General features: G+C 67.0%; 16 protein-coding genes. 10 read left to right on the top strand and 6 right to left on the bottom strand.

Translation table 11 applies throughout. The features are described from left to right. Positions 1-127 precede the first annotated feature (127 nt). Positions 128-523, top strand: coding sequence for a RidA family protein (locus tag BN1193_RS15845; RefSeq protein ID WP_040167901.1), 396 nt, complete (start codon positions 128-130; stop codon positions 521-523). Between the two features lie 40 nt (positions 524-563). Beyond that, positions 564-899: an HIT family protein gene (locus BN1193_RS15840; protein WP_040167900.1), complete on the top strand. Its 336-nt coding sequence runs from the start codon at positions 564-566 to the stop codon at positions 897-899. Between the two features lies 1 nt (position 900). On the opposite strand, the gene BN1193_RS15835 is transcribed toward BN1193_RS15840, so the two are convergent. Beyond that, the gene (locus BN1193_RS15835; protein ID WP_040167898.1) at positions 901-1668 is read right to left on the bottom strand and encodes an SDR family NAD(P)-dependent oxidoreductase; all 768 of its coding nucleotides are present in this window, start codon (positions 1666-1668) and stop codon (positions 901-903) included. A gap of 156 nt (positions 1669-1824) precedes the next feature. On the opposite strand from BN1193_RS15835, the gene BN1193_RS15830 reads away from it, so the two are divergent. Together BN1193_RS15830 and BN1193_RS15825 are read left to right on the top strand one after the other, a co-directional pair. Beyond that, positions 1825-2742: a LysR family transcriptional regulator gene (locus BN1193_RS15830; RefSeq protein WP_052460871.1), complete on the top strand. Its 918-nt coding sequence runs from the start codon at positions 1825-1827 to the stop codon at positions 2740-2742. Between the two features lie 103 nt (positions 2743-2845). Further along, entirely contained in the window at positions 2846-3232 is a 387-nt protein-coding gene (locus BN1193_RS15825) for an FAD-dependent oxidoreductase (protein ID WP_040167896.1), read from the top strand. Between the two features lie 345 nt (positions 3233-3577). Here BN1193_RS15825 and BN1193_RS15820 read toward each other — a convergent pair whose 3' ends face one another. The 3 genes from BN1193_RS15820 to BN1193_RS15810 all read right to left on the bottom strand — a co-directional run bounded on the left by BN1193_RS15820 (position 3578) and on the right by BN1193_RS15810 (position 5721). Continuing rightward, complete coding sequence (locus BN1193_RS15820) at positions 3578-4546, bottom strand: fumarylacetoacetate hydrolase family protein (RefSeq protein ID WP_040167895.1); 969 nt, start codon at positions 4544-4546, stop codon at positions 3578-3580. A 1-nt stretch (position 4547) separates the two neighbouring features. Continuing rightward, the gene (locus tag BN1193_RS15815; RefSeq protein WP_040167893.1) at positions 4548-4841 is read right to left on the bottom strand and encodes a putative quinol monooxygenase; all 294 of its coding nucleotides are present in this window, start codon (positions 4839-4841) and stop codon (positions 4548-4550) included. A 112-nt stretch (positions 4842-4953) separates the two neighbouring features. Then, positions 4954-5721, bottom strand: coding sequence for a cyclase family protein (locus BN1193_RS15810; RefSeq protein WP_040167891.1), 768 nt, complete (start codon positions 5719-5721; stop codon positions 4954-4956). Between the two features lie 181 nt (positions 5722-5902). On the opposite strand from BN1193_RS15810, the gene BN1193_RS15805 reads away from it, so the two are divergent. Together BN1193_RS15805 and BN1193_RS15800 are read left to right on the top strand one after the other, a co-directional pair. Beyond that, complete coding sequence (locus tag BN1193_RS15805; RefSeq protein ID WP_040167890.1) at positions 5903-7279, top strand: NADP-dependent succinic semialdehyde dehydrogenase; 1377 nt, start codon at positions 5903-5905, stop codon at positions 7277-7279. Positions 7280-7397: 118 nt separating this feature from the next. Next, positions 7398-8078: a hypothetical protein gene (locus BN1193_RS15800; protein ID WP_040167888.1), complete on the top strand. Its 681-nt coding sequence runs from the start codon at positions 7398-7400 to the stop codon at positions 8076-8078. Positions 8079-8265: 187 nt separating this feature from the next. On the opposite strand, the gene BN1193_RS15795 is transcribed toward BN1193_RS15800, so the two are convergent. Then, on the bottom strand, positions 8266-8670 hold the full coding sequence (locus tag BN1193_RS15795) for a hypothetical protein (protein ID WP_141396711.1): 405 nt from the start codon (positions 8668-8670) through the stop codon (positions 8266-8268). Between the two features lie 913 nt (positions 8671-9583). Next, positions 9584-10501, bottom strand: a complete 918-nt coding sequence (locus BN1193_RS15790) for a hypothetical protein (protein WP_040167885.1) — start codon at positions 10499-10501, stop codon at positions 9584-9586. 260 nt (positions 10502-10761) lie between these two features. Between BN1193_RS15790 and BN1193_RS15785 the strand changes: the two genes are divergently transcribed. The 4 genes from BN1193_RS15785 (at position 10762) to BN1193_RS15770 (ending at position 13094) form a co-directional block, all read left to right on the top strand. Next, positions 10762-11049 (top strand): hypothetical protein, encoded by a 288-nt coding sequence (locus BN1193_RS15785; protein WP_230206529.1) that lies wholly within the window; start codon positions 10762-10764, stop codon positions 11047-11049. Continuing rightward, positions 10962-11834: an alpha/beta fold hydrolase gene (locus BN1193_RS15780; RefSeq protein ID WP_094770578.1), complete on the top strand. Its 873-nt coding sequence runs from the start codon at positions 10962-10964 to the stop codon at positions 11832-11834. Before BN1193_RS15785 ends, BN1193_RS15780 begins: the two co-directional genes overlap by 88 nt. A 193-nt stretch (positions 11835-12027) precedes the next feature. After that, positions 12028-12579, top strand: coding sequence for a TetR/AcrR family transcriptional regulator (locus tag BN1193_RS15775; protein WP_040167884.1), 552 nt, complete (start codon positions 12028-12030; stop codon positions 12577-12579). Further along, a complete protein-coding gene (locus tag BN1193_RS15770) occupies positions 12576-13094 on the top strand; it encodes a MaoC family dehydratase (protein ID WP_052460869.1) in 519 nt (172 codons plus the stop codon). Before BN1193_RS15775 ends, BN1193_RS15770 begins: the two co-directional genes overlap by 4 nt. The last annotated feature ends 184 nt before the right edge of the window (positions 13095-13278 follow it).

Raw genomic sequence — 13278 nt, 5'->3', positions numbered from 1 at the left:
GCGCGCGGTGGCGCCTTCGACGAGAGTAGGGAGAACGTGCCGGGGTCTGAACGTCATCTCACGGATGCCTGCCATCAGCGCGCGCTCGCGGCCGGCGGGCCAGGCTGGGAGCGTCGCGAGGAGAATCATGCCGCTGCCCACCTTCACGAACCCGTCCGGACTGCTCACCCCGCCCGGACCCTACTCGCAGGTGGCGCGCGTCGGGGATCTCGTCTTCGTGTCCGGTCAGGTCGGCGCGGATGCGGAGAACGTGCTCGTGGGGGAGTCCGTGTCCGCGCAGGCCGATCAGGCGTTCCGCAACGTCGCCGTCGCCCTCGCGGGCGTGGGGCTGGGGCTCGAGCACATCGCGAAGGTGACGATCTTCGTGCCGTACCCGGACGACCTGCCGGAGCTCGTCGCGCACATGGACGACGTGTTCCCCGCCCTGTTCCCACGCGGCTACCCGGCCTCGTCGCTGGTGGTCGTGCAGCGTCTCGTCGATCCCCGCCTTCGTATCGAGATCGAGGCGGTCGCCCACGCGTGAGTCGCCCCGGACCCGCGTCCGGGTGACTACGCTCGACCGGATGGCGTACACGGGGGATGACTTCTACTGCGACGTGGCGATTCCTCGGCGGGAGCCGCTGGTGGTCGTGCACGAGGACGACGACGTGCTGGCGTTCCACCACACCCGTCCGTTCTGGCCGGTGCACATCGTCGTGGTGCCGAAGGCACACGTCGATTCACTGCTGACGCTGCAGGAGCCGGTGCTCGCGGCGCGACTGCTCGCCGTCGTGCAGGACGTCGCGGCAACGGTCGTCGCCGAGCACGGCGAAGCGAGCGTGCTGACGAACCTCGGGGCGTACCAGGACTCGAAGCACCTGCACGTCCACGTGCGCGCGGGTGCTCCGCTGCGCGGCTGAGTCAGCCGAGGACGGAACCGCCGCCATCGACGACGACATTGATGCCGGTGATCCAGGACGCCTCGTCCGAGGCGAGGAACAGCGCCGCGTTCACGATGTCGTCCGGTTGCCCGACCCGGCCGAGCGGGATGCGCGCGATGTTGTCCTGGAACTCCTGCGGACCGGAGTCCACGAGCCAGGCCGTGGAGGGGGTGACGGTGAATCCGGGGCTCACGCAGACCGCGCGGATGCCGTGCGGACCGCCCTCCACCGCGAGCTGCTGCGTGAGGTTGATCACTCCGGCCTTCGCGGTGCCGTGCGCGTTCTGCGGCATGAACTCCACCCCGCGAGTGCCGGCGATCGAGCCGACGTTCACCACGACCCCACCGCCGCGCCGCTTCAGGTGCGGCCACGCCGCGCGGGTGGCGTAGAAGACGAGGTTGAGCTCGTTGTCGATGACGAAGTCCCAGTCCTCGACGCTGATCTCATCGATCGCACCGAATCGGGGTGAGGACGCGTTGTTGTAGAGGATGTCCATGCCGTCGTACACGTCCGCGGCGGCGTCCACCCACTGCGCGGCAGCGCCGGCGTCGGACAGCTCCACCGGGGCGAAGTTCGTGATCTCGCCGCCCGCGCCCTGCACCAGCCGGACCGTCTCCTCAGCGCCCTCCGGGAACAGATCGCACCCGACGATCTTCGCGCCCTCGGCGGCGAACCGCAGCGCCGCCGCTCGACCCATGCCGCCGCCGATCCCGGTGATCAGCGCGACCTTGTTCTCCAGGCGTCCCATGCGTCTCCCTCCGGCGTCGTTCCGAGCGGAAGGACGGTGTCGTTTCGTGATCGTATCCGGGCCGCCGTGCACCCACGATCGCGCCCGTCGGATAGGAGGTATCAGCACGCCGAGGTCTGCATCCCGCTCATAGAGTCGGATCGCTACGCTGAGCGCATGGCCAGCGGCGGATACGATCTCAACCTCCTGATCCCGTTGCGCGCACTGCTGGAGGAGGCCAATGTCACGCGCGCCGGACAGCGCGTGCAGCTCGGTCAGTCGTCCATGAGCTCCGCGCTCTCGCGGTTGCGCGCCGTCTTCAATGACGAGCTGCTCGTCCGGGTCGGCCGCGAGTACGAGCTCACCCCGTTCGCGCGGCTGCTGCTTCCGCAGGTGCAGGCGACGGTGCCGATGCTGGAGCGCGTGCTCAGCAACGAGCCGGGGGCTGATCCCGCGCAGGCGAAACGGACGCTGTCCGTCATGGTGACGGACTACGGGATTCTGCGGTTGCAAAGGGCGTTCGCGGGCGTGCTCGCCCAGGCGCCCGGGATCCAGCTCGACCTTCTGCCGCTGCCCGAGCGCCCGATGGAGAGCGAACGGGACCTCGTCACGAACGACTTCGTCATCGCGGTCGCCGGCATCGGGATCGATGGTTCCCACCACCCGCTGTTCGAGGACGAGTACGTCTGTCTGGTGGACGCGGACAACCCCGCGCTCGTGGACGGCGAGCTGTCCTTCGACGACTTCGTCGCGCTGCCGCAGGCGGTCGCCCAGTTCGGTCGACTGCACTTCACGCCGGCCGATCGCCGCCTCCGCGAACTCGGCATCGACCGCCGCGAGCCTCGGGTGACGACCTCGTCCTTCCTGCCACTGCCCTCCGTGGTCGCCGGTACGGACCTCGTCGCCGTCGTGCCCAAAGCGCTCGCGGACCGCCTGGGGCCCGTCACCGGGACCGTCGGCGTCACGGCACCGTTCGGATCCGTGAAGATCCCGCTGGAGCTGTGGTGGCACCCGAGCCACGACACCGACCCGATCCACACGTGGTTCCGGGAGCGCCTGATCGAAGCGTTCGTAGCCGAGTCAGCGCTCGCCTGAGCCGCTCCCGGACGGATGGGAACCATCGGTCCGTTGCCGTTCCGCGGGAATCGCGGCTCGCTTAGCTTCGGAGGCGTCGCCTGCGACCGAAGGAGCCACAAGCATGACCGAATCCTCGATCCTGATCGTCGGTGGGGGGATCACCGGCCGCACCACGGCGCGGAACCTCGCCGCTCGAGGCCTGGACGTCTCCCTGATCGATGCGGAACCCGCCGTCCCCGAGTCCCTTGCTGCGGAGGTGACGGAGCTGCGCGCCCTGGGTGTCGAGGTGCGCTCGGCGGTCGCACTCGTCGGCGTCATCGACCTCGGCTCGCATGTTGAGGCGGAGCTCGTGGACGGACGCGTGGAGAACCACGACGCCGTCATCGTGACTGACCCGGACGCGAATTCGCAGGTCACCACGGAATCGCCGCGGGTGATCCGAATCGACGCCGACGGCGACCCGGATCGCCTTTCCACGGCTCTTCGCGACATCGGTCTGATGCTCTGAGAATCGACCCTTCCCTTCCGCGAAGACCTGACGTACGCTGTCCGGAACCCACCAACGGAGGGAGTGCCTATGGATGTCTTTCATACCCAGACGGGCGACGCGACAGGCGAGTCCGCACCGGAAATTCCATAGCCGAAATCCGAAGAGGCGAAGCGATTGATCGCTCAATGAGGCAATGAGATCGCCCGCACTCCGAACAGGACGATCCGCCTCTCGCGCGAACGGATGGACGGCTCTTCAAACTCCGAAGGGGCACCGGATCCCGGTGCCCCTTCCTCTTGCCCTCGGGCCGGAGAAACGTGCGGGCCTTGACCGAGTCGGTCAAGGCCCGCACTGCCGTGGGGGTCAGAGGCGGTCGGCGCCGTACGTGCGTCGAGCCGGCGGGACGGTGTGGCCCGGGCTGGCCTGCTCCGTGATCCGGTTCGTGATCGAGCCGAGGCCCTGCACCGTCATGGTGACCTCGTCGCCGACCTGGAGCGGCGGGATGACGAGCTCACCTCCGGCCCGGGACCATCGCTCGCAGAGTGCGCCCTGCGAGGCGGTTCCGGTGGCGAGCACATCACCGCGTCCGACCCAGGCGTCGCGCGATGCGTGCACGAGCATCTCCTCGAACGACCAGGACATGTTGCGCAGGTTGTCGGTGCCGACCACCTCGCCGTTGACCGCGACGGACATCTCCAGCGCGTAGCGGTCGCCCTCTCGGTACGGCTCCAACTCGTCGGGGGTGGTGATCCAGGGCCCGAGCGTATTGGCGAAGTCCTTGCCCTTGGACGGCCCGAGGCCCACCCGCATCTCCTGACCCTGGATGTCGCGCGCACTCCAGTCATTCAGCAGGCAGAACCCGGCGATGTGCTCGGCGGCCTCCTCGATCGGCACATCGCGGACGGTGTCCTTGATGATCATCGCGACCTCGAGCTCGAAATCCAGCCGCTGTGTGAACGGCGGCATCGGGATGTCCGCTCCGGTCGGCAGCACGGACCAGGGGTTCATGAACAGGAACGCCGGGGCGCCGTACCACTGCTCCGGAACGGTGCCGTCGCCGGGTTCGTTATTCTTCATGCCGGCGATGTGCGCTTCGAACACGAGAAAGTCACGCATCGCCCGCGGTTGCACCGGAACGGCATAGACGGCGTCCTCGACCGGGAGCTTCTGCATCCGGCCACCGCGCAGCATCAGGTCGTCATATTCCGCCTTCGGCATATCAAGGAGGTCGAGGATCTCCGGATCCCCCGGAACGTCCTGAAGGCGGCCGTGCTGCACGCGACCGGTGTGAACGATGCCGTTCTCACCGACGTAGCGCGCGAACTGGGGCATGTCAGAAATCCAGCGTTTCGTAGAAGTCCCGCTGCCGCGTCTCGAGCGCTGGGATCGCCTGACCGAGCGCCCACTGCTCGAAGTGCGGGTAGGTGCCGTGGGCCTTGAAGGCGTCCTCGTCGGTGTAGACCTCGAAGATGCGGAAGATCGAGGGCTCCTCCGGGCTCTGGTAGGCCTGGTAGTAGAGGTTGCCGGGCTCCTCGCGCGACGCCGGCGACAGGTTCTCGAGAGCGTCACGGACGACGTCCTCCTGCCCGGGGTTGGCGGTCCAGGTCGCACTGCAGATGAAGGCCATGAGGGCTTTCCTTTCGAGGGTCGTCGGCGGAATGGCTCCGCTGCTGACCACGGTACGGACGCCTCCCGGTCCGCAGAACCGCGCGTCGACGATGGGTGGCATCGACCCGGATTCACTCCGGCAGGATCGCGACCGCGCGCGTCCACCCGGCGGATGCGCCGCGCACCTTCGTCGGGAAGCAGGCGACGGTGAAGCCGGTGGCCGGGATGTCCTCGAGATGCTGCAGCTTCTCGATCTGGCAGTAACCGACCTCCGCGCCGGCCTTGTGACCCTCCCAGACCGTGGACGCGTCGCCGGTCTCCTCGAACACGCGACGGCCGACGGACACCGGCAGGTCCCACCCCCAGGCGTCGGTGCCCACCACACGGACGCCCTGGGTGGTGAGGTGCAGCGTCGCCTCACGGCCGAAACCCACCCCGGTGTCGATGTAGTCCTCACGGCCGTACGCGGCGGATGCGACGGTGTGCGCCAGGACGATGTCCAGCGGCTGAAGTCGGTACCCGATGCTCTCCAGGGCGGCGTCGATGTCGTCGGCGGTGACGAGGTGTCCGGACGGCAGGTGGCGCAGGTCGAGCTTGACGCCGGGCCGGAAGAACCAGTCCAGCGGCACCTCGTCGATGGTCCAGGCGCGCTCACCGCCGTTCATCGTCGGGTGGTAGTGCCAGGGGGCGTCCACGTGGGTGCCCGCGTGAGTCGTGATGGTGACCGTCTCCGCCGCGAGCCCCTGGCCGTCTCGCAGCTGGTCCGGACGGATGCCGTACATCTTCTCCATGTCGGCCAGGCCCGCGACGTGGTCCTTGTACTCGATCCGTGGCCGCAGGAACGGCGGGTCCACCGGCACGACGTCATCGAGCGGCATGGACAGGTCGACGATGCGCATGGCTCTCCTTTGACGCCCTCATCCTGTCCGGGGCGTCCACGCGGCGGAAGGTCGTCGCACCCATGCCAGGCATCAGTCGACGTAACGCGGCGACCGAGGCGGTGATGCAGGAGGATGATGGAACAGCGACGTCGCGCCCCACGGCCGTCGCTCACCCACCACTCAGCGACAAGGGAGTCCCATGGCCATCGCGACGATCAACCCGGCGACGGGGAAGACCGAGCAGGAGTTCGAGGCGCACACGGATGCGGAGGTCGACGAGCGCATCGCCGCCGCCCATGCCGCGTACGGCGAACTGCGCCGGACGACCTTCGCTGAGCGAGCGGCCTGGATGAACGCGGCCGCGGACATCCTCGAGGCGGAGGTGGACGACCTCGGCCGCATGATCACGATCGAGATGGGTCGACCGATCGCGGGTGCGCGCGCCGAGGTGCTCAAGTGCGCGAAGGGCCTGCGGTACTACGCCGCGAACGCCGAGACGTTCCTCGCCCCCGAACAGCTCGCCGACCCGGCGTCGGTCAACGCCTCCACGGCCGGAACGCGCTACGACCCGATCGGTGTCGTCCTGGCCGTCATGCCGTGGAACTACCCGCTCTGGCAGGTGCTCCGTTTCGCCGGTCCCGCCCTCATGGCCGGCAACACCGGTCTGCTCAAGCACGCGTCCAATGTGCCGCAGGCGGCGATCTACCTGGACACGCTGTTCGAGCGCGCCGGCTTCCCGACCGGGGCCTTCCGCACCCTGCTGATTCCGGCGGCCCGTGTTGAACCGGTGATGCGCGACCCGCGCGTGAAGGCGGCGACCCTCACCGGGTCGGAGCCGGCCGGTCGCTCGCTGGCTTCGATCGCCGGTTCCGAGGTCAAGCACATCGTCCTCGAGCTCGGCGGCTCGGACCCCTTCATCGTGATGCCGTCGGCCGACATCGCGAAGGCGGTCGACGTGGCCGTCACCGCCCGCAACCAGAACAACGGTCAGTCCTGCATCGCCGCCAAGCGGTTCATCGTCCACGCCGACGTGTTCGACGAGTTCTCGACCCTGTTCGCCCAGAAGGTCGCCGCACTCGTCGTGGGTGACCCGCTCGATGAGGCCACCCAGATCGGACCGCTGGCCACGGAGTCCGGCCGGGACGAGCTGGAGGAGCAGGTCGCGAACGCCGTCGGCCAGGGCGCGACCGTGCTCACCGGCGGGACCGTGCCGGACCGCGACGGCTGGTTCTACACGCCGACCGTGCTCACCGGGATCACCCCGGACATGCGCCTGCACCTCGAGGAGGCGTTCGGCCCGGTCGCCACGGTGTACCGCGTCGCCGACCGGGACGAGGCACTGGCGATCGCCAACGGCACGACGTTCGGTCTCAGCTCGGCGGTATGGACGAATGACGCCGACGAGGAGGACTTCTTCGTTCGCGGCATCGACGCCGGCGGAGTGTTCGTCAACGGCATGACCGCGTCCTTCCCGGAGTTGCCGTTCGGTGGCGTGAAGGACTCCGGGGTGGGACGTGAGCTCGCCGCCGTCGGCATTCGTGAGTTCTGCAACCTCAAGACGGTCTGGAAGGCCTGACTCGCATCTGCTGCTCGCGTGATGACCGATCGGGTCGTCGCGCGAGCGGCGACGGGCGAAGGGGTGCGGGTCCGGCCGTCCCGTGGACAGTCCGGCCCGGGCGGCGCACACTGTCTCCATGGAAATCGGCGGTGTGGTGCCCCTCGATGCCCCCGACCCCGACGTCGGGATGGACGCGCGGATTCGCAGTCTGCCCTTCCCGGTCATGCAGCTGTTCCCCCAGCGCGCCCTGACGCGCGTACCCGGCGCGACCTTCATGGAGAGCCGCGGCAGCGTGCTGTCGGTGTCGCTGTCCTACGCGCTGTGGCGATACCCGGATGACCACAGCGATCCGCGCAACGAGCTCGAGCTGGACGAGTTCACGGCGCTCACGATGGAACTGGAGCCGCCGTGGGGACGCCCGGACTGGCTCGCCGATGATGCCCGGCTGTACCGGTATCCGGTTCTGAGTGAGGCCGTGCGGACGACCTGGCACGCCGACCCGGAGGCGGCCGGCGCCGGACTCGCCCAGCAGCTCATGGATCACGCAGACCACATCCTGATGAACGAGTTCCGCGAGGAGCTCGGGTTGCCGCTGCCGATCGGGGAGCCGCGCGAGGACGGCTGGCGGGTGTCCGCCGCGGCGGTCGTGCCGAGCACGGCTCGGGTGGACGGGCGCGAGCGGCCCGCCGTGCACGTCGACACCGATCCGTTCGTCTACGGTTTCGGGTTCCGGATCGACCCGCACCTGGTGTGCACGACGGTCGTCTCGCGCGACAGTCTGCCGTTGCTCGATCTCGCGATCACGACCCTGGTGTGAGGCTCAGGTGCGTGAGGTTTACGAACACGTCAAGTTCGACGTGCTCGGTCCCGAGCTGGACGCGGAAGAGCGCACTCGCGTCGGCGAGGTCATGAACGCAGCCCTCCCCCCTACGAACCTGGGCCACTGATACCTGGGAAGCGGCCGCCAACGGCCCTCGCCCTGACGTCGCCCGCTCCCGGATGCATCAGTGCTCTGCTGTGTTTCGAGTGATGATCTGCTGTGCGTTGAGTTCCGCGTTCGAGTGGGGCATCCAAGGGTCAAGAGGGTACGCGTCCACACTCCGGCGTTCGATACGTGCGAGTTCAATCTCTCCCCGCCACGCGACCGAGAGCGCCGCGCCCTCGCGTATGTATGCGACCGAGACATCGAAGAAATCTCCCCTCATGACAGCCACAGGCCTGCCGTCGAGTCGCAAAGAATCGTGATGCCACAACGATTCGTCAAGCGCGGTATTCACGAGCCACTCAGCATTCGAGATTCGTGACGTTCCATCCAGCACGTTTGCGGCCCAGATGGCGGAGATACGGGCGTCTTCGTCCGCTTCCCACGCCCCCGAGGTCACGAGCGCGCGGTGAGCGCCATCGATCACCCCCAGTGTCACATCAGCCGCAGGAACGCCGTACTGCCCGTTCCATCCGAATATCCACCGAGATTCGGATCCGTTCGGCCGATCGACGAATCGCCCCTCGAAGAGCGGAAATGCGGGGGGAACGTAGCCGTCGTGCTTACCTGATGTAGGTGCCGACACAGTAGGTTCGCGATTGATCGTCGCTTGACAGCACAACCCGAAATTGTTGCGCCCCGCTGGTGGTGGTGAACATCTGGAAATTGAACCCACCGTTACGGTCCGCACCGTAATTGAGGTAACCATTCCCGAACGAGTCCCACACACTTACCCGACCGGTGTTCACGCCTGGAGGCATGAATGCACCCAGATCAGAGCCGCTGATCCGAATGACAGTTCCCGAGCGCGACATGGACACATGGGCGCCACAGGAAGGCGGCGGCGCGAGCATCGACACTGGGGCGACTGTCGGCTCTGGAGCGACTGCATAAGCAGGGCTCGTGCCAAGTAGCCCGACCAAAGCCAGCGCCGCAATCCCGAGTGCAGCGACCAGCCTACGAGGCCGAACTGGATTTCTTAAAGTGTCCATCACTCCCCCTTTTCAATATGCCCCCAGGGGCTCACGGGTGGTGAGTGTGCCACCATCGGAAATGACATTCAAGGCATTACATTCCCCCATGTAATCTCACCGTGGAGGATTCGCTACACCAGCGACCAGGCGTCACAACATACCCCAACCGCGCACGGTGTTCGCCCCGCCGGCCGCCTACTGATTCACCCTCGCGGTCTCCCCGGATATCGCCCCGCGTCGCCCGGCGTCGCCGCCGGTCGTCCGGCGCCACCGCCCCGACCACCACCGCCAACAGAGCGCATCCGCACCTACCCAGAGCGCCGCCACCGCCAGAGCCCCGCGCACGGTGTTCGCCCCGCCGGCCGCCTACTGATTCACCCTCGCGGTCTCCCCGGATATCGCCCCGCGTCGCCCGGCGTCGCCGCCGGTCGTCCGGCGCCACCGCCCCGACCACCACCGCCAACAGAGCGCATCCGCACCTACCCAGAGCGCCGCCACCGCCAGAGCCCCGCCACCGGCGCACAGAACCAGTCCCGGCAAGACCGCGGCGACGTCGACCGGGAACGACACCACCGGCGCGAACCCCTCGACCCGCACCACCGCCGACCAATCCACCAAACCGACACCGACGAACATCACCCATGCCACCGCACCGAGCACGCTGCCCACGATCACGCTCAGCATGACCGCCAGATCCCGCCGCCCCACCGACGTCGACGCGCTCACGATGCACTCCGAGATCCGCGCTCGCGGTCCGCGACGACCAGCCACAACCGGCGGCGGAATCTTGCCGAAGAAATCGAGGTAGAGCATGTTGCCGGCGCTGAACATCCAGAACGCCAGGACCGCGCACCCGATCCACAAGCCCGACCGCCATAGAAACAGGTCCCCCTCCGACGCGAGAACCGACAGCCACCACCCGGAAGGAAGCGCCTGCAGAGCCACCAGACCCACCAACGACAGCAGCATCCCGCCCATGACCCAAATCAACCACGCTATCCGAGAATCTCGGGTCGGCAACCCACGCACCCAGACGAGCATCCACCGAGCGACTCGGCTGACGATGACGACGGCGGCCACGAGAACAACCACCTCCATCACCAGCATCCCCATGACCAGCATCAGAAGCGCCCGATAGTTCTCCTCACCGGCCACACCGGCCGCGAGAAACGCATGACCACCGACCGCCAGCACCAACACGACCAACGGGCCCGCCAACTCCCGCAACAGCCCACGGAACCACGCCCCACTCGCCGACTTCTCGCCCACGAACTCGCTCATCATCACCGGTGCCTCCGATCCTGAAAACCCCTCTACCTCCTAGGGGCAGGACCACCCGCACGACTACGACAAACCCACCACACATCCACCGATCACCGATCACTCAGTGAGCTGCACCTGACCGAGCCGCGGCGCTCGAAGACCGCGCACGGCCCATGCACGTCACGGGCCGGATCCTCCCGGAGGGCCGCTTCTGACCCCTCGGGGACATACCGTTTCAGCAGGGAGGGCTCGCCGAGCTCGCCGCGGACGGGATTCCCGTCGTGGTGTCGTGCCTGGTTCTGAAGCTTGCTCGCCAGCCGTATTACCGCTGGCGGCGTCGCCCCGGGAGTCAGCGGGACCTGGACGAGGCGTATCGGGCGAACGCATTGTTCGATGCCCACCGTGACGACCCCGAGTTCGGGAATCTGCTCCTCGCCGACGAAGCCCGCGACGAGGGTCAAGCGATGCCGGACCGGACGGTGTGGCGGATCGCATCGTCGAACGCCTGGTGGAGTGTGTTCAGGAAGAAGCGCTGCAAGAACGGCAAGAAGCCTGGCCCCGCGGCTTAACTGGAACTGCCACCTGTTCCTGCATCAGACCCGAACGTCCTGGCCTCCTACAGCTAGCATTCGGTGGGAGACACGCGTTCTACCGAACGCTCCATCACGACGACGAGAGGCATCGAGTGCCGGACCTCGTATGCATTCACGCTGCAGGAAGCTCACCGAGCACATGGGATCGTGTCGCTGCCACTCTGACAAGCGCCGGGTGGACTGTGCACACGTTGCATCTGCCCGGACACGGACCGCTCCCACACCGCAGGGCATCCACGCTTGAGCAGTTCTCCGCCGCCCTATCCTCGGAAATCTCGGCGCTGAACCTCGCCCCTGGTTTCGTGCTCGCCGGACATTCGTTCGGCGCATTCCTGGCGGTCCCGTTGGCCAGCGCCCTCGGTTCTGCTGTCGGAAGGCTCGTTCTTGAGGAGCTTCCGACACCCCCACAGCAGGCAGGCGAGCCAGGGCCCGCTCGGCGGCAGACGCCGATTGCCCTGACAGCCGCACTCGTCGCATCACGCGGCGCATGCAGCTACCACCAGATGCGGTCGGTGCTGCGGCTACTGCGCAATCCATCCCCCGGATGGTGGTCCGCTGCGGATACCCTCAAGATTCCCATGACTCTGCTGGCCGGCGGACCACGCAGCCACCTCGATCAACAACGGATGGCTGATTTCGTGACGAACCATGCATCATTCGCCATGCTCCGCACTATCGAGGTCGGTCACCACATCCATCGCGACGCACCGGACCGCTGGTTGGAGGAGATAGCGGGTTGGCCGACGCTCTGGCGGACCTGATTGTGGCATCGGTGGAGCGATCTATCAGGGGTATACGCCGCAAAGGACATGCCGTGGCCGCCCACCTTTGGCACGTGGGTTTCAGGCTGAATGCAGGAGGGTTGCGATGAGCAGCACGCAGGAGGACTTCGGTCACGTGCTCATCCTTCTCCGGGGGTAGACGCTGTCTACTTCTCCCTGGGAGAATCGCTGCATGACTTCGGACCTACGCCACCGCCTCATTGCTGCGGCGACGTCGTTGCTCAATGCCCACGGCGTCGAAGCTGTCACCATCCGCGACACCGCTCGCGAATGCGAGGTCTCCCACGGAGCTCCGCGACGCTACTTCGCGACACGCAAGGCCCTTCTCGGCGCAGTCGCCACCAACGTGCTCGACGACCTGAACCGGGCCGCCACCGGATCGGGCGTGACACCGCGGGAGTTGGCGGACGCCTATGTCCGTTTCGCTCAAGCACGACCGCACGCGTTCGGGCTGATCACACGACACGACCTCATTGAGGACTCCGGAGCGAACCTTCGTGCCATCACGCGTCGGTTGACGCACACCTGGGCACAGAGTTGGGCATCTGAGCATCCCGACGATCCGCAACTCTGGCTCGCGACGTTCGCCGCGGTCCATGGCATCGCCTCACTGGCGTCGCAGCGAGCCACAGACGCATTGGGTCTCGATCCCGACGCCATGCTCGACGCGGTTCTCACCCGGCCGGAGGCGAGGGATCCATTGCCAGAAAGGCACACACCATGACCGCACGATCTGACTTTGCCGCTGCCCGCGATGAGCGCTGGTTTGAGGACTACAGCACCGGCACCACCAGCTCGTGCGGCCCCCTGGAGGTTACACAGGACGACATCCTCGACTTCGCTGAGAAGTTCGACCCGCAACCGATCCATCTCGATTCCGAATCCGCCCAGAACGGCCCGTTCGGTGGCCTCATCGCCAGCGGATGGCACACCGCCTCGCTCATGATGCGGCTGTATGCCGACCACTACCTCTCCCATCCTGCAAGTCTCGGCGGCCCGGGAATCGACGCCCTGCGATGGGTAGCGCCCGTGCGCCCAGGCGATGAACTGACACTCCACACGACGGTGGCTGCGTCACGCCGAAGCAAGAAGCAGCCAGAAAAGGGCATCGTGCACACCAACGTCGAGCTAACGAATCAGCGGGATGAAGTTGTATTCACCTGCACCGTCATCAACATGATCAGGACCCGCCCGCAGAGGCAGGAGCATATCGAGGCGGCGTCGCGACGGCGCCGATGACGCCAGGCCGGTTCGCGAAACCTGCCGGACGACTCGCATTCGGCGGCCCCTCAGGGTTGACTGTCCACTGCCGCAGTCTCTACGCGAGGACGTGGACCCCAGAGCAGCAGCGCGAGAAAAGCGCGTTCGGGACCTGGAACCTGCACTACAACTACCACCGCCCCCACGGTGCGCACAACGGCAA

The organism is Microbacterium gorillae, assembly GCF_000826185.2.
GTDB lineage: Bacteria > Actinomycetota > Actinomycetes > Actinomycetales > Microbacteriaceae > Microbacterium > Microbacterium gorillae.
The sequence above is the reverse complement of the archived record's forward strand: the minus strand, read 5'-3'. Positions and strand labels throughout refer to the sequence as shown.